The 18,766-nt window shown below is 70.5% G+C and carries 17 protein-coding genes and 2 tRNA genes; 10 read left to right on the forward strand and 9 right to left on the reverse strand.

The genetic code is table 11. The annotated features are described in order from the left end of the window. Positions 1-8: 8 nt before the first annotated feature. Both AC07DO_RS22905 and AC07DO_RS22910 read right to left on the reverse strand, forming a co-directional pair. Positions 9-533: an NUDIX hydrolase gene (locus tag AC07DO_RS22905; protein WP_479062117.1), complete on the reverse strand. Its 525-nt coding sequence runs from the start codon at positions 531-533 to the stop codon at positions 9-11. After that, positions 530-2,005 (reverse strand): zinc-dependent metalloprotease, encoded by a 1,476-nt coding sequence (locus tag AC07DO_RS22910; RefSeq protein ID WP_479062118.1) that lies wholly within the window; start codon positions 2,003-2,005, stop codon positions 530-532. Before AC07DO_RS22910 ends, AC07DO_RS22905 begins: the two co-directional genes overlap by 4 nt. 191 nt (positions 2,006-2,196) lie before the next feature. On the opposite strand from AC07DO_RS22910, the gene AC07DO_RS22915 reads away from it, so the two are divergent. The 4 genes from AC07DO_RS22915 to AC07DO_RS22930 all read left to right on the forward strand — a co-directional run bounded on the left by AC07DO_RS22915 (position 2,197) and on the right by AC07DO_RS22930 (position 5,388). After that, positions 2,197-3,309 carry an SDR family oxidoreductase gene (locus tag AC07DO_RS22915; protein ID WP_150216299.1) on the forward strand — a complete coding sequence of 371 codons (1,113 nt, stop codon included), beginning with the start codon at positions 2,197-2,199 and terminating at the stop codon, positions 3,307-3,309. Positions 3,310-3,460: 151 nt separating this feature from the next. After that, complete coding sequence (locus AC07DO_RS22920) at positions 3,461-3,925, forward strand: molybdenum cofactor biosynthesis protein MoaE (RefSeq protein WP_479062120.1); 465 nt, start codon at positions 3,461-3,463, stop codon at positions 3,923-3,925. 140 nt (positions 3,926-4,065) lie between these two features. Further along, positions 4,066-4,236, forward strand: coding sequence for a hypothetical protein (locus AC07DO_RS22925; protein WP_190329437.1), 171 nt, complete (start codon positions 4,066-4,068; stop codon positions 4,234-4,236). A gap of 60 nt (positions 4,237-4,296) precedes the next feature. Then, positions 4,297-5,388 (forward strand): YlbL family protein, encoded by a 1,092-nt coding sequence (locus AC07DO_RS22930; protein ID WP_479062122.1) that lies wholly within the window; start codon positions 4,297-4,299, stop codon positions 5,386-5,388. Between the two features lie 76 nt (positions 5,389-5,464). Here the strand turns inward: AC07DO_RS22930 and AC07DO_RS22935 are convergent, their stop codons facing one another. Further along, positions 5,465-6,004 (reverse strand): PPA1309 family protein, encoded by a 540-nt coding sequence (locus AC07DO_RS22935; protein WP_399538573.1) that lies wholly within the window; start codon positions 6,002-6,004, stop codon positions 5,465-5,467. 148 nt (positions 6,005-6,152) lie between these two features. Here AC07DO_RS22935 and AC07DO_RS22940 point away from each other — a divergent pair, with 148 nt between their 5' ends. The 4 genes from AC07DO_RS22940 to AC07DO_RS22955 all read left to right on the forward strand — a co-directional run bounded on the left by AC07DO_RS22940 (position 6,153) and on the right by AC07DO_RS22955 (position 11,472). After that, complete coding sequence (locus AC07DO_RS22940) at positions 6,153-9,107, forward strand: UPF0182 family membrane protein (protein ID WP_479062485.1); 2,955 nt, start codon at positions 6,153-6,155, stop codon at positions 9,105-9,107. A 50-nt stretch (positions 9,108-9,157) separates the two neighbouring features. Continuing rightward, positions 9,158-9,231: transfer RNA gene (locus AC07DO_RS22945), tRNA-Met, on the forward strand. Positions 9,232-9,476: 245 nt separating this feature from the next. Continuing rightward, a complete protein-coding gene (locus tag AC07DO_RS22950; protein WP_479062124.1) occupies positions 9,477-11,321 on the forward strand; it encodes a tetratricopeptide repeat protein in 1,845 nt (614 codons plus the stop codon). A 77-nt stretch (positions 11,322-11,398) separates the two neighbouring features. After that, positions 11,399-11,472 (forward strand) — tRNA-Met (locus tag AC07DO_RS22955). A gap of 103 nt (positions 11,473-11,575) precedes the next feature. Here AC07DO_RS22955 and AC07DO_RS22960 read toward each other — a convergent pair. The 4 genes from AC07DO_RS22960 to AC07DO_RS22975 form a co-directional block, all read right to left on the reverse strand. Further along, positions 11,576-12,712 (reverse strand): ABC transporter substrate-binding protein, encoded by a 1,137-nt coding sequence (locus AC07DO_RS22960; protein ID WP_479062126.1) that lies wholly within the window; start codon positions 12,710-12,712, stop codon positions 11,576-11,578. A 23-nt stretch (positions 12,713-12,735) separates the two neighbouring features. Next, a complete protein-coding gene (locus AC07DO_RS22965) occupies positions 12,736-13,632 on the reverse strand; it encodes an ABC transporter permease (protein ID WP_479062127.1) in 897 nt (298 codons plus the stop codon). Further along, positions 13,629-14,423, reverse strand: a complete 795-nt coding sequence (locus AC07DO_RS22970; protein ID WP_479062129.1) for an ABC transporter ATP-binding protein — start codon at positions 14,421-14,423, stop codon at positions 13,629-13,631. Before AC07DO_RS22970 ends, AC07DO_RS22965 begins: the two co-directional genes overlap by 4 nt. 152 nt (positions 14,424-14,575) lie before the next feature. Continuing rightward, positions 14,576-14,992: a Fur family transcriptional regulator gene (locus AC07DO_RS22975; RefSeq protein WP_479062131.1), complete on the reverse strand. Its 417-nt coding sequence runs from the start codon at positions 14,990-14,992 to the stop codon at positions 14,576-14,578. Between the two features lie 124 nt (positions 14,993-15,116). On the opposite strand from AC07DO_RS22975, the gene AC07DO_RS22980 reads away from it, so the two are divergent. Next, on the forward strand, positions 15,117-16,586 hold the full coding sequence (locus tag AC07DO_RS22980; protein WP_479062132.1) for a catalase: 1,470 nt from the start codon (positions 15,117-15,119) through the stop codon (positions 16,584-16,586). A 69-nt stretch (positions 16,587-16,655) separates the two neighbouring features. Here the strand turns inward: AC07DO_RS22980 and AC07DO_RS22985 are convergent, their stop codons facing one another. Both AC07DO_RS22985 and hisN read right to left on the reverse strand, forming a co-directional pair. Continuing rightward, entirely contained in the window at positions 16,656-17,057 is a 402-nt protein-coding gene (locus AC07DO_RS22985; protein ID WP_479062133.1) for a CBS domain-containing protein, read from the reverse strand. A 155-nt stretch (positions 17,058-17,212) separates the two neighbouring features. Further along, positions 17,213-18,013: a histidinol-phosphatase gene (hisN, locus tag AC07DO_RS22990; protein WP_479062135.1), complete on the reverse strand. Its 801-nt coding sequence runs from the start codon at positions 18,011-18,013 to the stop codon at positions 17,213-17,215. A 139-nt stretch (positions 18,014-18,152) separates the two neighbouring features. Between hisN and AC07DO_RS22995 the strand changes: the two genes are divergently transcribed. Beyond that, positions 18,153-18,758: a TetR/AcrR family transcriptional regulator gene (locus tag AC07DO_RS22995; protein WP_479062136.1), complete on the forward strand. Its 606-nt coding sequence runs from the start codon at positions 18,153-18,155 to the stop codon at positions 18,756-18,758. Positions 18,759-18,766 lie beyond the last annotated feature (8 nt).

Raw genomic sequence — 18,766 nt, forward strand, 5'->3', positions numbered from 1 at the left:
CTCCCCGGCTACAGACGTGCCCTTGTCGCCTCGACCAGTCGTACCACCGACTCGTCCGCCACCCCCGCCACCTCGTCGTACGCGAACCAGCGCAGGTCCAGCGACTCGTCGCTGATCGCCTCGATCGCGTCGGCCGGGGCGAGCGCGGCGTACTGCACGTCCAGATGCTGTGTGCACGGCCCCGGGATCGGGTGCCGGTCCAGGCGGACGGGACCGCCCGCGAGCAGCGTCAGGCCGGGCACACCGGACTCCTCCGTGGCCTCACGCAGCGCCGCCGCGGCGAGCGTCGGGTCGCCCGGCTCGCAGTGGCCGCCCATCTGAAGCCACATCCGCAGCTTCTTGTGCAGGGTCAGCAGGACGCGCCCGCGGGACGGGTCCACCACCAGGGCGCTCGCCGTCACGTGGCCGTCCGTGCAGGACTTCCACATGCCGGCGTCGCCGTGCGCCGCCAAGTGATCCAGATAAGCCTGGCGCAGCTCGGGCTGGTCCCCGTACTCCTTGAGCGCGAGGACCGTGTCGTCGTACAGACTCACTTGTCGCCGTCGTCCTTGCCGTCGCCCTCGGTGTCGTCCCCGGTGTCCTTGTTGAGGTCGGGCTTGGCGGTGCTGCCGCCCGCCGCCTCGCCGAGCATCTTGTCCAGCTCGGAGAAGTCCAGCTGCTCGCGGTGCACGAAACCGTCCGGATCGTCCAGGTCGGAGGCGGTCGGCAGCATGTCCGGGTGCTCCCACAGGCCGTCGCGGCCGTCGACACCGCGCGCGTCCGTGAGCGAGGCCCACAGGCGCGAGGCGTCCCGCAGGCGGCGCGGGCGCAGCTCGAGGCCGATCAGCGTGGCGAACGTCTGCTCCGCGGGGCCGCCCGTCGCACGGCGGCGGCGCAGCGTCTCCCGAAGGGCGTCGGCGGACGCCAGACGCGGCTTCGCGGCGGCGTGGACCACCGCGTCCACCCAGCCCTCCACGAGCGCCAGAGCGGTCTCCAGACGCGCCAGAGCGGCCTTCTGGGCCGGAGTGTCCTCCGGCTGGAACATGCCCTGCTGGAGCGCCTCCTGCAGCTGCTCCGGGTTCTGCGGGTCGAGCTGGCCGACGACGTCCTCCAGCTTGGCCGTGTCGACCTTGATCCCGCGCGCGTACCCCTCGACCGCGCCGAACAGGTGCGAGCGCAGCCACGGGACGTGGGCGAAGAGCCGCTGGTGGGCGGCCTCGCGCAGCGCCAGGTACAGCCGGACCTCGTTCTTGTCGACGCCGAGGTCCTTGCCGAACGTCTCGATGTTCACCGGCAGCAGCGCTGCCTTGCCCGAGGGACCGAGCGGCAGACCGATGTCGGTGGAGCCCACGACCTCGCCCGCGAGCACGCCCACGGCCTGGCCGATCTGCTGGCCGAACATGGCGCCGCCCATGGAGCGCATCATGCCGATCAGCGGGCCCGCCATGGCCTGCATCTCCTCGGGCAGCACATCGCCCATGGCCAGGCCGACGCGCTCGGCGACCGGGTCGACGAGCTCCTTCCAGACCGGCAGGGTCGCCTCGACCCACTCGGCCCTGCTCCAGGCCACGGCCGTGCCGGACCCGGACGGCAGCGACGTCGCGTCATCCAGCCACAGGTCGGCCAGGCGCACCGCCTCCTCGACGGCGGAGCGCTCGGCGGGACCGACGCTGGCGTCCTTGGTGCCGTCCGCCGTGCCCTGGGACACGGTCTGGCGGGCGATGTCCTTGGCCATGTCCCAGTTCACCGGGCCGCCCTCGTACGAGAGCATCTGGCCGAGCTGCTGGAACGCGGCACCCAGGTCGTTCGGGTTCATGGAACCGAACATCGCGGCGAACGGATTGTCACCGCCTCCGGGGCCGCCGGCTCCGGCTCCGGGGAAGCCCCCGAAACCGAACGGGTTCGCGGGTCCACCTGCGCCCTGTCCCCCGCGCTGTCCCTCTCCAGGGGATTCCTTCTTCTTGCCCTCGTCGCCGTCTTCCGGCTCCTCCGGCGGAAGGCCGAATCCGAATGGGGTGTCACTCACGGGATTCCTCGGCTCGTCAGGCCGCCGGTTTCGTTCCGGCGGCGGCTGCCCTACAACACCACCCAGCGTAGACACCGTGACGGGATCGGGCCTCGGTGCTTCGCCGACTCATGGCCTGCGGCAGGATGGATGCCACCTGGTACGTACGCGTCATTCGCGTACGTACTGAAGACAACCGCTGGAGACGCCCGGTGAGTTCCCCAGATCCACAGGTTCGCGCAGCGCGAAACCCGTCAACCCCGGCGCCCGTCCGGGGGCCCGTAGTCGCCGTCACCGGCGCCGCCTCCGGTGTGGGCGCGCTCCTGACCGAGCGCCTTGCCACGTCGGAGGCGATCAAGCAGGTCATCGCGATCGACGAGCGCAGGGGCGACTGCACGCAGGCCCAGTGGCACATCCTGGACGTGCGCGATCCGGCCATCGCGGAGAAGCTGCGCGGCGCGGACGTCGTCGTGCACCTGGCGCTCGATCTCGACCTGGAGACCGACGGCGCGGCCCGCACCGCGTACAACGTGCGCGGCACCCAGACCGTCCTGACCGCCGCGGCGGCCGCGGGCGTCCACCGTGTCGTCCTGTGCACCTCGGCGATGGTCTACGGAGCGCTGCCCGACAACGAACTGCCCCTCTCCGAAGACGCCGAACTGCGCGCCACGGCCGAGGCCACCGGTGTCGGCGACCTACTGGAGGTGGAGCGCCTCGCCCGCCGCGCGCCCCGCGCGCACCCCGGCCTCAACGTCACCGTCGTACGCCCCGCGACGCTGGTCGGCGGCACGGACACGGCCCTCACGCGCTACTTCGAGTCGCCCCGCCTCCTGGTCGTCGCCGGTTCGCGGCCTGCCTGGCAGTTCTGCCACGTCGAGGACCTGTGCAGCGCTCTGGAGTACGCCGTCCTGGAGAAGGTCGACGGCGAGCTGGCCGTCGGCTGCGAGGGCTGGCTCGAGCAGGAGGAGGTCGAGGAGCTCAGCGGGATCCGGCGCATGGAGCTGCCCTCGACGGTCGCGCTGGGCGCCGCCGCCCGGCTGCACCGCATCGGCCTCACCCCGTCACCGGCCGGTGACCTGGCGTACACGATGTACCCCTGGGTGGTCAGCGTCAGCAGGCTGCACGACGCAGGGTGGCGCCCCCAGTGGACCAACGAGGAAGTCCTCACGGAACTCCTCGACGAGGTCTCCGGGCGGCGCACCGTGGCCGGGCGGCGGCTCGGCCGCAAGGACGCCACGGCCGCGGGCGCGGCGGGCGCGACGGTCGCCCTGCTGGGCGCGGCGGCGGTGGTGCGCAGGGCGCGGAAGGCCCGCAGGAGGATCTGAGGCGGCACGGGGCCCGCTCCGCGCCGGGCAGCCCCGTCGCCCTCTGCGGGGAGCTCCAGCAGCCCCCTGTAGGGAGCTCCAAGGCGGGACACGCGCGCGCCGGGCGAAAGGTCTATTCCGTGATGCGCGTGCCGTGCGGCACCATGGCCGCATGGCACGCACCACGATGGACAACCCCGGCGAGCAGGCCGCGCAGGACCCGATCCGCCTCCTCGCGATCCGCGACACCCCGCTCTCCCTGGACGAGGTCTTCCGGGCCGTCGGCGACGACGCGGCGGGCGGCACCGCGCTCTTCGTGGGGACCGTGCGCAACCACGACGGCGGCGCCGACGTCGACGAGCTGGGGTACTCGACCCACCCCACCGCCGAGGCCGAGATGCGCCGGGTGGCCGAGAAGGTCGTCGCCGAGTACCCGGTGCGCGCCCTGGCCGCCGTGCACCGTGTCGGGGACCTCGCCGTCGGGGACCTCGCGGTGGTCGTCGCCGTCTCCTGCCCGCACCGCGCGGAGGCCTTCGACGCCTGCCGCAAGCTGATCGACGACCTCAAGCACGAGGTGCCGATCTGGAAGCACCAGCGCTTCTCCGACGGCAAGGAGGAGTGGGTCGGGGCCTGTTGAGGCGAGGCCGGTCCCCTGGGGTGTGATGGGGCCGTGCGGCTCCGGTTGCGTAACCCGACCCCTGCCGTGAGCGTTGACCATGCGGATGGTTAATCTGCTGATCAGTCAGTTGAGATGGCTCATGGGGTCGGGAGGTCGACATGGCATCACTCGCGTGGTTGCTGATTCCGCTCCTGGCAGCCGTCGGTGCGGGTCTGTGGGCGAGCTGGGCGGCACGCAACCGCAAGTCCGGCCGGACGGGCGACGTCACCGAACTCAACGGCTACGCCGCGTTCCGCGAGGCGATGGAGAAGTCCCACACAGGGACGTGACCTCCCCGTACGGCCCGGCCCCGGGGGTGCTCTCACAGGCAGGTCCCGTACTGTCGTTCCATGCCACGCCGCACCGCGACGATGCTCGCCTCCACCTTGATGCTGATCGCGCTGCTCTGCGCCGGAGTGCTCATCAAAGTGCCGTACTCGGAGATGTCCCCCGGCCCCACGGTGAACACCCTCGGAGACCACGACGGTGAGCCGGTGCTGCAGATCTCCGGACGCAAGACCTACCCGACGACCGGTCACCTCAACATGACGACGGTCAGGGTCACCAGCGCCGACTACAACATGAACCTCGCGGAGGCCGTCTACGGCTGGCTGGCCCACGACAACATCGTGGTGCCGCACGACACGCTCTACCCGAACGGCAAGACCGAACAGCAGTCCTCCCAGGAGAACGCCGAGGAATTCAGCGAGTCCCAGGAGAGTGCCAAGGTCGCGGCGCTCAGGCAGCTGAACATCCCGGTGAAGTCCCAGGTCATCGTCTCCACCGTCTTCAAGGGCGACCCGGCGGAGGGCAAGCTGCACGCGGGCGATGTCATCAAGAAGGTGGACGGCAAGCCCGTCAAGGAGATGACGGACGTCGCGAAGCTCGTCACCGAGCGCAAGCCCGGCGAGCCCGTCACCTTCACGGTCGTGCCGGTCAAGGTCGCGGCGGCCGCCGAGAAGGCCGGCAAGGAGCCGACCGAGACCGAGGAAATCAAGATCACGACGAAGGCGGCGGAGGGCGACCCCGACCACGCCGTCGTCGGCATCAAGGCGGGCACCGACCACACGTACCCGTTCACGATCGACATCAAGCTGGCCGACGTGGGCGGCCCGAGCGCCGGCCTCATGTTCGCCCTCGGCATCGTCGACAAGCTCACCCCGGACGACCTCACCGGCGGCAACTTCGTGGCCGGCACCGGCACCATCGAGGTCAACGGCAAGGTCGGCCCGATCGGCGGCATCGAGATGAAGACCGTCGGCGCGCGCGAGAAGGGCGCCGAGTACTTCCTCACGCCCAAGGGCAACTGCGCGGCCGCCGCGAGCGACGTCCCCGACGGCCTCACGCTCGTCAAGGTGGACACCATCGCCGACGCCGTGAAGTCCCTGGAGAAGATCCGCAAGGGTGACACCGACAGCCTGCCGCAGTGCACCGCGAGCTGACCCCGACCCAGCCCTGAGACAGCGGTACGCGGGTGGGGGAGCCCCACCCGCGTACGGAACGGAAGAAGACCTACCGCTAGGCGAACGTCGCCGCGAGCGCCTCGGCCAGGCCGGGCACCAGGTCCGAGCCGGTGAGGACCTCGGTCGGCGAGTCCTTCTCGCGCAGCCGCAGCGCGGACTCGCGCGCACCGTCACGGAGCACCGCGACCGTCATGCGGACCTCCTGACGGTCCGGGTGCTCGGCCACCCACTTCGCGAGCTGCGCCTCACCGAGACCGTCGGGGACGGACGCCTCGGCGGACGGCGGCAGCATCAGGCGCTCCACCGTGAGGGCGCAGCCCGCCACCGCGTCCGGCCAGGCGATGGTGCCGAGGAATTCGTCCAGCGGCTTGTCCGCGGGAATCTCCTCCTGCTCGATGGGGGTGTAGCCGGCGTGTTCCACGCCGTCGTCGAGGCCGAGCTGGGAGGCGAGGCCGGGTTCCTGGGTGCGCAGTCGCGCCGTGTCGACCAGCGCGAAGAGGCGGGCGGGCCGGTCCCAGCCGAGGCCGGATACGTACTCGTCGATCTCGAGGACCGCCCGAGTGAGGGGGCTCGCTGCCATGGGAGTGTTGGACATGGTCACAATCCTGCCTCGTTAGTCCCGAGAAACGGGAACCGAGTAAAGCGTAGGTAAGTTGCATAGGTGTGGGTCCGCGATCTCGGGGGCCTGACGGACCAACAGCGAATCAACAGCGAACTTCGAGGTGCGCACCTTGGCTTTCCAGATGCCGGACCGCGGCGGAGGCCCGACGGGGCCACGGATCAGAGTGGGCCGACCCTCCCGGCGCGTCCGGACCCTGCTCATGACACTGGGGGTCCTTGCCGTCCTGGCCATGGCCTTCGTCATGTTCTCCGGGTTCTGGACGGACTGGCTGTGGTATCGATCGGTCAACTATTCGTCGGTCTTCACGACGACCCTGCGGACCAAGATCGGCCTGTTCTTCGTCTTCGGCCTGCTCATGGCGGCCGCAGTCGGCGTGAACATCTGGCTGGCGCACCGGCTGCGTCCGCCGCTGAGCGCCATGTCGATGGAGCAGCAGAGCCTCGACCGCTACCGCATGGGAATCGCCCCCTACAAGAAGTGGCTCCTCATCGGGGTCACCGCTCTGGTGGGGCTGATCGCGGGCGCGTCCGCCGCGGGACAGTGGCGCACCTGGCTCCTGTGGGTCAACGGCGTGTCCTTCGGCCAGAAGGACCCCCAGTTCCACATGGACGTGGCGTTCTTCGCGTTCGACCTGCCCTGGTACCGCTTCCTGCTCGGCTTCGGCTTCGCGGCGACGGTGCTCTCCCTGGTCGCCGCCGCCCTGACGCACTACCTGTACGGCGGGCTGCGGATCACCAGCCCGGGCGCGCGCGCGACCGGCGCGGCCACCGGCCACCTCTCGGTGCTGCTCGGCGTCTTCGTGTCGCTGAAGGCCATCGCGTACTGGCTCGACCGGTACGGCCTCGCGGTGAAGTCCAGCGACTTCAAGGCGACCGGTAACTGGACGGGCCTGCGGTACGTCGACGCGAACGCGTACCTGCCGGCGAAGACGATCCTGTTCTGCATCGCCGTCATCTGCGCGGTCCTCTTCTTCGCGACGCTCTGGCGGCGCACCTGGCAGCTGCCCGTGATCGGCTTCGGCCTCATGGTGCTCTCGGCGATCCTCATCGGCGGGCTCTACCCCGCGATCGTCCAGAAGTTCCAGGTCCAGCCGAACGAGCAGGCCAAGGAAGCCCCGTACATCGAGAAGAACATCGAGGCCACCCGCGACGCCTACGGCATCAACGGTGTGAAGCCCGAGGAGTACAAGGGCGGGGGCAAGGTCGACGAGGATCCGAAGAAGAAGCGTGAGAACGCGGACACGGCGGCCAACTACCGCCTGAACGACCCGAACATCGTCTCGCCGACCTTCCAGCAGCTGGAGCAGGAGCGCAGCTACTACCAGTTCCCGAAGACGCTGGACGTGGACCGCTACAACGGCCAGGACACCATCGTCGGCCTGCGCGAGATCGACGTGAACAAGCTCGACAAGCGCAACTGGATCAACGACCACTTCGCCTACACGCACGGCTACGGCATGGTCGCGGCCAAGGGCACGGAGACGAAGAAGGGCTCCAAGGGCGCCCCGGCGTTCACCGAGTCCGGTCTGCCGACCAACGGCGATCTCGGTGAGTACGAGCAGCGGATCTACTACGGCGAGAAGACCACCCAGTACTCGATCGTGGGCGGGCCCCAGAAGGAGCTCGACTACGAAGAGAACGGCGGCGGTCAGAAGACGTACAGCTACAAGGGCGACAGCGGCGTCAACCTCTCCAACCCGATCAACCGCGCGGCGTACGCGGTGTCGTTCGGAGAGCCGCAGATCCTCTACTCCGGAGCCATCGGCGACGGTTCGCGGATCCTGTACAACCGCACCCCCAAGGAGCGCGTCGAGGCGGTCGCTCCCTGGCTGACCATCGACGGCGATGTCTACCCGACGGTGGTCGACGGCCGCATCCAGTGGGTGGTCGACGCCTACACCACGAGCAACGGCTACCCGTACGCCTCGCGGACGACGCTCGGCGACACCACCGCGGACTCCCTGTCGCAGGCCGACAGCCAGCGCACGGTGATCGCCCAGCAGAACCAGGTCAACTACATCCGGAACTCGGTGAAGGCGACCGTCGACGCGTACACCGGTGACGTCAAGCTCTACACCTGGGACGACAAGGACCCGGTCCTGAAGACCTGGAAGAAGGCGTTCCCGGGGACCGTCAAGGACAAGAGCGACATCCCGCCGAAGCTCATGGACCACCTGCGCTATCCGCAGGACATGTTCAAGGTGCAGCGCGAACTGCTGACGAAGTACCACGTCACGGACCCCGGCCAGTTCTACAACGCGAGTGACGCCTGGCAGGTGCCGAACGACCCGACGAAGAAGGACGACAGTGCGGTCCCGCCGTACTACCTGTCCATGAAGTCGCCGGGACAGACGCAGCAGCAGTTCTCCCTGACGACGACGTTCACCCCGAGCGAGCGGCCCAACCTACGGGCGTTCATGACGGTCGACGCCGATGCCAGAAGCAAGAACTACGGCAAGATGCAGCTGCTCAGAGTCCAGGGCGACGTCGACGGCCCGGAGCAGGTGCAGAACAAGCTGAACTCCATGACGGAGGTCGGCAACTTCGTCCGGGACATGAAGGGCGCCGACTCCGATGTCCTCTACGGCAATCTGCTGACCGTGCCACTGGACGACGGCTTCCTGTACGTCGAACCCGTCTACGTACAGGGACGCAAGTCGGCGTATCCCCTTCTGAAGAAGGTCGCTGTGTCGTACGGCACGGAGACCGCCTTCGCGGACACCCTCGGTGAGGGCCTGAACCAGGTCTTCAGTACGGAGGGGGCCACCAAGCCACCGGCCGACCAGGACGGCGACGAGCCGACCAAGCCACCGAAGACGAACGATCCGACGGTGCAGGCCGCGCTCGACGACGCCCAGACGGCGTTCGAGGACGGTGAGAAGGCCATGAAGGACGGCGACTGGAAGAAGTACGGCGAGGCGCAGGACCGCCTTCAGGAGGCCCTTGAGCGGGCTGAGGAGGCCTCGCAGAAGGCCACCGAGAAGAGCGACAAGAGCGCGGACAAGAACGCCGACAAGGACGCCGACAAGAAGGACGCGGACAACGGAGCAGGTCAGGAGGGGGATCAGACCGGCTAGCGAGTGGCAAAGCACCCCCCTCGCGCCGTGGTACGGTTGCAACACAACGGCGCGGGGTGGAGCAGCTCGGTAGCTCGCTGGGCTCATAACCCAGAGGTCGCAGGTTCAAATCCTGTCCCCGCTACTGCAAGGTGAAGGCCCGGATCCTTACGGATCCGGGCCTTCGTCGTGTGTACCGGTGCCTGTCGTGTGCGGGTGTCTTGTGCGCGTGCGGGTGTCCTATGCCAAGAAATGTGAACGGTGCTCGGTCGGGGGAGAGTTGGGGGATCTGTGTTTGACTTATCTCTCTGTGGGCATGTCGACAAAACGCTGAAGTGACCTCACTGGCTGCGGTATACCAGATGTACCCAGGTTGCAGGTGGTGCGACGATGGACGTTATGGGGGACAAGGCAACTCTGTTGGAGACAGGGCGGTTTGTGCAGCCGGCCGACCGGGAGGATCCCGGGGCGGCCGCCGAGGAGATGCGCCACCGGCTGGCCGCCGAGGCCGGCGACGTGGCCGCGATGAGCGTCCTCGGAAGCCTTCTGCTGCGCCGCGGTGATCTCGACGGTGCCGAATCTCTGCTGCGCGCGGCGACCGCCGAGGGCGACCGCGCCGCCGCCAACAACCTCGGAGTCCTCCTGCACCAGCGCGGGTACGCCGACGAGGCCGCCGGCTGGTGGCGGGTCGCCGCCGTCGCCGGGTCCGCCGCGGCCGCGCACGCGCTCGGCAGGCACCACCGCGAGCGCGGCGACGAACCCGCCGCCGAGTACTGGCTGCGCCAGTCCGCCGAGCAGGGCCACACCCTCGGGGCGTACGCGCTCGCCGACCTCCTGGAGCACCGCGGCGACGTCGGGGCCGAGCGCTGGCTGCGCGCCGCCGCCGAGCGCGGTCACCGCGAAGCCGCCTACCGCCTCGCCCGCGCGCTCGACCGGCGCGCCGCCGCGGAGCGCCCGGACCGCGCCGAGCGCCCCACGACCGCGCCCCGACGCCGCACGGACCGCGCGGACGACGCGGCGCGCACGCCCGCCGACGAGGCCGAGCAGTGGTACCGCCAGGCGGCCGCCCGCGGCCACCGCAGGGCCGCGCTGCACCTCGGCGCGATCCTGGAGCGGCGCGGCGAGCTGAAGGAGGCAGGACGCTGGTACCTCAACTCGGCCAAGGACGGCGAGTCCCGTGCGGCCTGCGCCCTCGGATTCCTGCTCCGGGACGCGGGCGACGAGGAGAGCGCCGCCGTGTGGTGGCTCAAGGCCGCCCAGGACGGCGACGGCAACGCAGCGAACGCGCTGGGCGCCCTGCACGCCGAGCGGGGCGAGACGCAGACCGCCGAGCGCTGGTACCGCGCCGCCATGGACGCGGGCGACGTGAACGGCGCGTACAACCTCGGGCTGCTCTGCGCCGAGCAGGGGCGGACCGCGCACGCCGACCAGTGGTACCGCCGCGCCGCGTACGCGGGACACCGCGAGGCGGCCAACGCGCTGGCCGTGCTGCTGCTCCAGGGCGGCGACGCGGCAGGCGCCGAGCCGTGGTTCTCCAAGGCCGCGGAGGCGGGCAGCGTCGACGCCGCGTTCAACCTCGGGATCCTCTACGCCAGCCGTGACGACGAGGCCGCCGCCCTGCGGTGGTACGAGCGGGCGGCGGCCGCCGGGCACACCGACGCCGCCCTCCAGGTCGGCACCGCGCGGCTGCGCGAGGGCGACGAGCAGGAGGCCGAGCGGCACCTGCGGTGCGCGGCGGGTGGCGGCAGCGCCGAAGCGGCGTACCGCCTCGGGACGCTGCTCGACGCGCGGCGCCGCCCTGCCGAGGCGCCGGTCCTCGGTGAGCCCGCGGCGGAGAAGACCGAGTGCGAGGAGTGGTACGAGCGGGCGGCCGAGATGGGCCACCGCCGCGCCCAGGTCCGGGTCGGCATGCTCGCATCGGCCCGCGGCGACGTGGTCGAGGCCGCGCGGTGGTACCGCAAGGCGGCCGAGGCCGGCAGCCGCAACGGCGCGTTCAACCTCGGACTGCTCCTCGCCCGCGAGGGCAGCGAGCCGGAGGCCGCACTGTGGTGGACCAGGGCCGCCGACGCGGGGCACGGGCGGGCGGCGCTCCGGCTCGCCCTGCTCTACGCCCGGCGCGGGCAGCTGGCGCAGGGGCAGCGGTGGGCATCGCGCGCGGTCGATCTCGGTCCCGCCGAGGTCGCCGAGCGTGCGGGACGCCTGCGCGAGGCGCTGCGGCAGGAGCTGACGGCGTAGCCCCCGCACGCAGGGACGCCCGCGGGGGGAACGGATTTGCGCTGGTCGTAGCGCTGACGTAGAGTTGTGTTCACCGACGCGGGGTGGAGCAGCTCGGTAGCTCGCTGGGCTCATAACCCAGAGGTCGCAGGTTCAAATCCTGTCCCCGCTACTGACGGTCGAGGGCCGGAAGCCAATTGGCTTCCGGCCCTCGATTCATGTGTGGCCCCGGTCGTCCTCCGTCGGCGAACCACTCGCGTGCCTCGGCTGCTCACTCACTTGTGGCCCACCGCCTCCTCGTAGAGCTCGCGGTCCACCGCCTTCTTCTCGGGCACCTTGTCGCCCTTCGAGACACCCGCCGCGCGGTACGCGTCCTGCAGACGGTCCGTCGTCCCCGCGCGGATCTCCCAGTCCATGCGGAGCGACGGCGTGGCCAGCAGGACCTCCTTGTCCGTGCTGAGCACCTTGGCGAGCTCCGTGGCGAAGGCCCTGTCGGCCTTGTAGTCGCCCGCGAAGTAGGTGTTCACCGTCCGGATGTACGCGCGCAGCAGCGCGACCCCCGCGTCCGGATCCTTCCTCAGGAGGTTCGGTCCGAAGAGGAGGCCGCCGAGCGGTTCGGCCTGCGGCTGGCCGCCGAGGAACGCGAACCGCTTGTCGCCGTCGACCTTGCGCCACACGGGATCGAGCAGCCACGCCGCGTCGGTGCCGCCGTTCTGGAGCGCGGTGAGGACGTCCGCCGAGCCGAGCTGCTGGAACTGGATCTCGTCGAGCCCGCCGCCGTGTTTGTGGAGCGCCTTGCCCATGGGGTACGCGATGACGGACCCCTTGCCGATCATCGTGCCGAGGGTGCGGCCCGCCATGGGGACGTGGTCCGCCGTCTCGTCCTCCTTGAGGCGTACCCACAGGCCGCTCTTGGAGCGGGGGTCGGGGGAGAAGTTGCCGGCCGTCCACTTGATGTCGAACCCGCTGGTGATGCCGTTCATCACGGCGGCCTCCGGGGCGGCCCACTGGGCGTCGACGTCGCCCTTCGCGAGGAGGGGGAGCGCGTCAGGCGTGGGCAGGACCTTCAGGGCGACGTTCAGGCCCTCCTTCTTGAACTCGCCCTTCGCGACGGCCATCTGGAGGGGTGCCACGTACTCGGCGCTCAGGGTGCCGGTGGCGATCGTGAGGTCCCGTTTCTCGGCGAGCGGTCGGGGAGCGGGGGTGCCCGAGTCGCAGCGGGCCGGTTTCCGGTCGGGGGTCAGATCGGCGGGGTCGGTCCAGCTGCCCTTGCCGCAGCCCGCCACCGGACTGACGGCGCGGGGCTTCGCGGGCTCGGCGGGCGGTGGCGCATCGTCCTCCTTCGCACAGCCCGCCGCCGCGAGCAGTGAGCCCGCCACGAACAGCGCCAGAGCGGTGGTACGGGTGCGCATGGAGCCTCCCGGGGACAGGTTGGTCACGAATGGCTCCGGCCCCGGTCCCGCGGGGCCCACGGCGTGAGCAGCCGGCCCGCGATCCGCACCAGCTCGGAGAAGACGACGCCGAGCACGGCGACACAGACGATGCCGACGAACATCACGTCGTTCTGGAAGAGGGCCCGCGAGTCGAAGATGAGGTGCCCGAGACCGTCGGCCGCCGCGATCTGCTCCGAGGCGACGATCACCAGGACCGCGACCCCCGCGGCGATCCGCGCACCGACCAGCACCGCGGGCAGGGACGCGGGCAGCAGGACGTGGCGGAACATCTGCCAGGGCGAGGCGCCGAAGACCTGCCCGGCGTCGCGGTGCCCGGACGGGACGGCGAGGACCGCCGCCATCGTCGAGATCCAGACGAAGAAGAAGACCGTGGCGGCGACGAGCGCGATCTGCGGGCCCTCGCCGAGGCCGAACATGTTGAGGAAGACGGGCAGCAGCGCCAGCTTGGGCACGACGTACAGCGCGTCGAGGGTGGGTTCCAGGGCGGCCCGTACGACGGAGAGGGAGCCCATCAGGAGGCCGAGCGCGTATCCGGCGACCGTCCCGATCACGTACCCGGCGAGCACGCGCTTCAGCGTGGCCCGGACGTCGGGCCACAGCTCACCGTCGGCGGCCCGGTGCCAGCCGTCCTCCAGGATCGTCTGCGGCGCGGGGTAGACGCGGTCGTCGATCCAGCCCCCGACGGCGGCCAGCTGCCACAGCAGGATCAGGGCGGCGGGCACGCCCACGGCGAGCGACAGCTCCAGTGCGCGGCGGCGGCGATGCGTGCGGACGGGGTGCAGTTCCTGCGGGCCCGGCCTTCTGACCAGGAGGTCTTCCCGGGCTGTGGCTCCAGGGGCGTCCCGCGGGGCCGGGCTCTTGCCGGTGGCGGTGGTCATGCGGCGGCCTCCGTGCCGACCTCGGCCCGCAGCAGGTCCCACAGCTCGCTCCTGAGCGCGGTGAACTCCGGTGCCGTCCGTACGTCGCCGCTGCGGGGGCGCGGGAACGGCGGGCGGCGTGCGGCGATGACGCGTCCCGGCCGGGCCGACATCACCAGGACGCGGTCGCCGAGAACGATCGCCTCTTCAAGGCTGTGGGTGATGAAAAGGGTGGTGGTTTCCGTGGTCTGTGTGAGGGCCAGCAGCTCCTCCTGAAGGATGGTGCGGAGCTGGGCGTCGAGGGCCGCGAAGGGCTCATCCATCAGGAGGATCTCGGGCTCCACCGCCAGGGCGCGGGCGATGGCGACGCGCTGGCGCATGCCGCCGGAGAGGGTGGCGGGATAGGCCCCCGCGAACTCCGCGAGGCCCATGCGGGCCAGCCACTCCTCGGCGCGCGCGTTGGCCTCTCCGCGGGGGACGCGCTGGATGTCCAGGCCGAAACGTACGTTGGCCAGGACCGTCTTCCAGTCGTAGATGCCGTAGTCCTGGAAGATCATGGCGACCGGCCGGCGGGCGGACGTGCGGATGCTCAGCTCGCCGGAGCTGGGCCGCAGAAGGCCGGCGGCGATGCGCAGAAGGGTCGACTTGCCGCACCCCGAGGGGCCGACGACGCAGGTGAACTCGCCGGGGGCGATGTCGAGGTCGACGGGGCCGAGCGCGTGCACCGCTCCGGCGCCCCGGCCGAAGGTCCTGGTCACCGCGCGGGCGCGGAGTTTGGGTGGTGAGGGATGTGACTGGTGCGGATCTTCCACGGCTTCTCCTTGCGGAGGGCAGGCGGATGTCGGGCGCCGCAGAGAATATGACGGTCCGTCAGATCTTGGAAGGGGTGCGCCGCGGCCGGGACGGCACGAAGGGCCCGGCACCGATTTTGGTGCCGGGCCCTTCGTGCCGTACGGAAGAGTGCTTACGCGCCCGCGCAGTTCGGGCAGACGCCCCGGTAGGTGACCTCGACGTCCTCGACCGTGAAGCCGAAGCGCTCCGAGTCGGGGAGGTCGGTCAGGGGGTTGCCCGTGGGGTGAACGTCCCTGATCGCCCCGCACCGGGCGCAGACGAGGTGGTGGTGGGGGCGGTGCGCGTTCGGGTCGTACCGCTTGGCGCGGCGGTCCGTGGAGACCTCCAGGATCTCGCCGAGGGACACCAGCTCGCCCAGGGTGTTGTACACGGTGGCCCGGGAGATCTCCGGCAGCTTGCCGACGGCACGCGCGTGCACCTCGTCCGCCGTGAGGTGGACGTGGTCACCGTCGAGGACCTCGGCCACGACGCGTCGCTGCGCCGTCATGCGCCAACCGCGTCCACGCAGTCGTTCCAACAGGTCACTCATGAAAACCAGCCTAACAGGCGAGGGAACAAGTCCCGAACAGGTGTGACTTTGGATGCTTACTTGACTTAGACATTGTCCATTGTAGGATTGGGTCATCGCAAGCCAAGGGACAGGACCCGCAGGTATGACGCAGGAGGCGCACGTGACGCAGGGACCGCTCACCACGGAGGCCGGCGCGCCGGTCGCCGACAACCAGAACAGTGAGACCGCGGGTCTCGGCGGGCCGGTCCTCGTGCAGGACCAGCTGCTGCTCGAGAAGCTCGCCCACTTCAACCGCGAGCGGATCCCGGAGCGTGTGGTGCACGCCCGGGGTGCGGGTGCCTACGGCACGTTCACGCTCACCCGTGACGTCTCGCAGTGGACGCGCGCCAAGTTCCTCTCCGAGGTCGGCAAGCAGACCGAGACGTTCCTGCGCTTCTCCACCGTGGCCGGCAACCTCGGCGCGGCCGACGCGGTGCGCGACCCGCGCGGCTGGGCGCTGAAGTTCTACACCGAAGAGGGCAACTACGACCTCGTCGGCAACAACACCCCGGTCTTCTTCATCCGGGACGCCATCAAGTTCCCCGACTTCATCCACACCCAGAAGCGGGACCCCTACACGGGCTCGCAGGAGGCGGACAACGTCTGGGACTTCTGGGGCCTCAGCCCGGAGAGCACCCACCAGGTGACCTGGCTCTTCGGCGACCGCGGCATCCCCGCCTCGTACCGCCACATGGACGGCTTCGGCTCGCACACGTTCCAGTGGAACAACGAAGCGGGCGAGGTCTTCTGGGTCAAGTACCACTTCAAGACCGACCAGGGCATCAAGAACCTCACCCAGGACGAGGCCAACAAGCTCGCCGGTGAGGACCCGGACTCCCACCAGCGCGACCTGCGCGAGGCCATCGAGCGCGGCGAGTTCCCGAGCTGGTCCGTGCAGGTGCAGATCATGCCGGCGGCGGACGCGGCCACGTACCGCTTCAACCCGTTCGACCTCACCAAGGTGTGGCCGCACGCGGACTACCCGCCGATCGAGATCGGCAAGCTGGAGCTCAACCGCAACCCGGAGAACGTCTTCGCCGAGGTCGAGCAGTCCATCTTCAGCCCCGCCCACTTCGTGCCCGGCATCGGCCCGTCCCCGGACAAGATGCTCCAGGGCCGTCTCTTCGCGTACGGCGACGCCCACCGCTACCGCGTCGGCATCAACGCCGACCACCTGCCGGTGAACCGCCCGCACGCCACGGAGGCGCGGACCAACTCCCGTGACGGCTTCCTGTACGACGGCCGCCACAAGGGCGCGAAGAACTACGAGCCCAACAGCTTCGGCGGCCCCTTCCAGACGGACCGGGCGCTGTGGCAGCCCACGCCCGTCACCGGCGCCACCGGCAACCACGAGACGCCCCGGCACGCCGAGGACAACGACTTCGTGCAGGCGGGCAACCTCTACCGCCTGATGTCCGAGGACGAGAAGGGCCGCCTGATCGACAACCTGTCGGGCTTCCTCGCCAAGGTCTCGCGCGAGGACATCGTCGACCGCGCGGTCGACAACTTCCGTCAGGCCGACGGAGACTTCGGCAAGCGGCTGGAGGCCGCGGTCCAGGCCCTGCGCGGCTGACCAGTACCCCTTGTCGTAGAGAGACGGCGGGCCGGTTTCCCTTCGGGGGACCGGCCCGCCGCCGTGCTCTCACCCCGTCAGCTGAGCCGTCGCGCGCCGGTCGGGCGCCCAGGAGCGGATGATGTCGCGCACCGAGACGATGCCCGTGGGCTCGTTCTCCTCCATGACGATCAGATGCCGGAAGCCGCCGTGCGACATGGCGTCCGCCGCTTCCTCCAGGGTCCACGCCGGGGTGGCGAAGACGACCTCGGTCGTGGTGTGGGTGCCGGCGATCTCGGTGTCCGGACTCTGGCCGAGGGCGAGCGAGTTGAGGACGTCGCGCTCGGTCAGGATGCCGAGCCCATAGGTGTCGGGGTCGAGGACGACAGCCGCTCCGACGTGGCGCGCTGACATCAGCCTGGCCGCCTGGCGCAGGGTGTGGGTGGGGCCGATGGTCAGGACCACCGTGCTCATGGCGTCGCGGACGAGCATGGGCGTGAGCCACCTCCTTGGTGAAACCGCGGCCTCCCGGTGGGCGAAGGATTGCCTCCGCTACCTGCTGGAGAACGGATTCACAAGTTCACAAGTGGGGGGACTCATAGAGTCGCAGCCCCGCGGAGGGGCAGCAAGGGGCCGGGCGGGTTCAGTTAGTACCGCTGGTTGAGATAGCCGAGCAGTTCGTCGTGGAGCAGGCCGTTCGACGCCGCCGCGTTGCCGCTGTGGGGGCCGGGCCTGCCGTCGAGGCCGGTGAAGGTGCCGCCCGCCTCCGTCACCACGATCGCGGTCGCCGCCATGTCCCAGAGCGAGAGCTCCGGCTCCGCGCAGAGGTCGACCGAACCCTCGGCGACCATCATGTACGGCCAGAAGTCGCCGTATCCGCGCGTGCGCCAGACCGACCGCGTGAGGTCGAGGAAGCCGTCGAGGCGGCCCTGCTCCTCCCAGCCGGAGAGCGAGGAGTACGCCAGCGAGGCGTCCGCGATCCGAGAGACCTTGGAGACCTGCAGGCGCGTCGCCGAGGTGAGGGAACGGCCCGTGTACGCGCCGCCGCCCTTCGCCGCCCACCAACGGCGGCCGAGCGCGGGCGCCGAGACGACCCCGACCACCGGCTGGTAGCCGCCCTCGCCCGCTTCGGTCAGGGCGATCAGGGTGGCCCACACCGGGACGCCTCGTACGTAGTTCTTGGTGCCGTCGATCGGGTCGACCACCCAGCGGCGCGGCCCCGTGCCCTCGACGCCGTACTCCTCGCCGAGGATCGCGTCGCGCGGCCTGGCCCGCTGGAGGTGGCCACGGATCAGCTCCTCGGCGGCCTTGTCGGCCTCGCTCACCGGCGTCATGTCCGGCTTGGTCTCGACCTTCAGGTCGAGGGCCTTGAACCGGTCCATGGTCGCGGCGTCGGCGGCGTCCGCGAGGACGTGGGCGAGACGCAGATCATCGTGGTAGTCGGGCATGGGTGAACAGTATCGATCTCGATCGACGCGATCCACAGGGCCGTGGCGCGGACGTCACGCACATTGCTGCCGGAGCTATTGACAGTGCCGCCGAGCGCGTCAACTCTGGCACGGGAGCCGCTCTGACCCGGAGGCGACGATGCCTGCAGCACGGGAATCCTTACTGGACGCGGCGTACACAGCGCTCGCGCGACGGCCGTGGCCCGGTGTCCGCATGGTCGATGTGGCGGCGACCGCCGGGGTCTCCCGGCAGACCCTCTACAACGAGTTCGGCAGCAAGGACGGCCTCGCCCGTGCCCTGCTGCGGCGCGAGACGGACGGCTATCTGCACGGCGTCGAACGCGCACTCGCCGAGGAGCGCGACCCCGCCGACCGGCTCGCCGCCGTCGCCGCGTGGACCGTGGGCGCCGCCCGCACCAACGTGCTGGTCCGGGCCGCGCTCACCGGCTGCTGGAGCGAGCGGCTGCCCGCGCCGAGCCGCGCCGCGGGATCGACCTCCTCGGTGCCGGCGCAGCGCCGCGCGGACGCGGGAGTGCCCTCGGCAGGAGAGCTGCTCGCCCTCGTACGGGACCGCACGGTCCTCGCGCTCGGCGGCCGCGGCCGCGTCAGGGACCCCGACCTCGCCCGCGCCTGCGAGAGCGCCGTCCGCCTCGCCCTGTCCTACGTCGTCGCGCCCGCCGGGAACGACGACGACCCCGCGGAAGTGGTCCGCGGGGCCATCGGGCGCTGGGTGGCAGCCAAGTAGGCGCGAGG

The organism is Streptomyces sp. NPDC045678 (genome assembly GCF_056432085.1).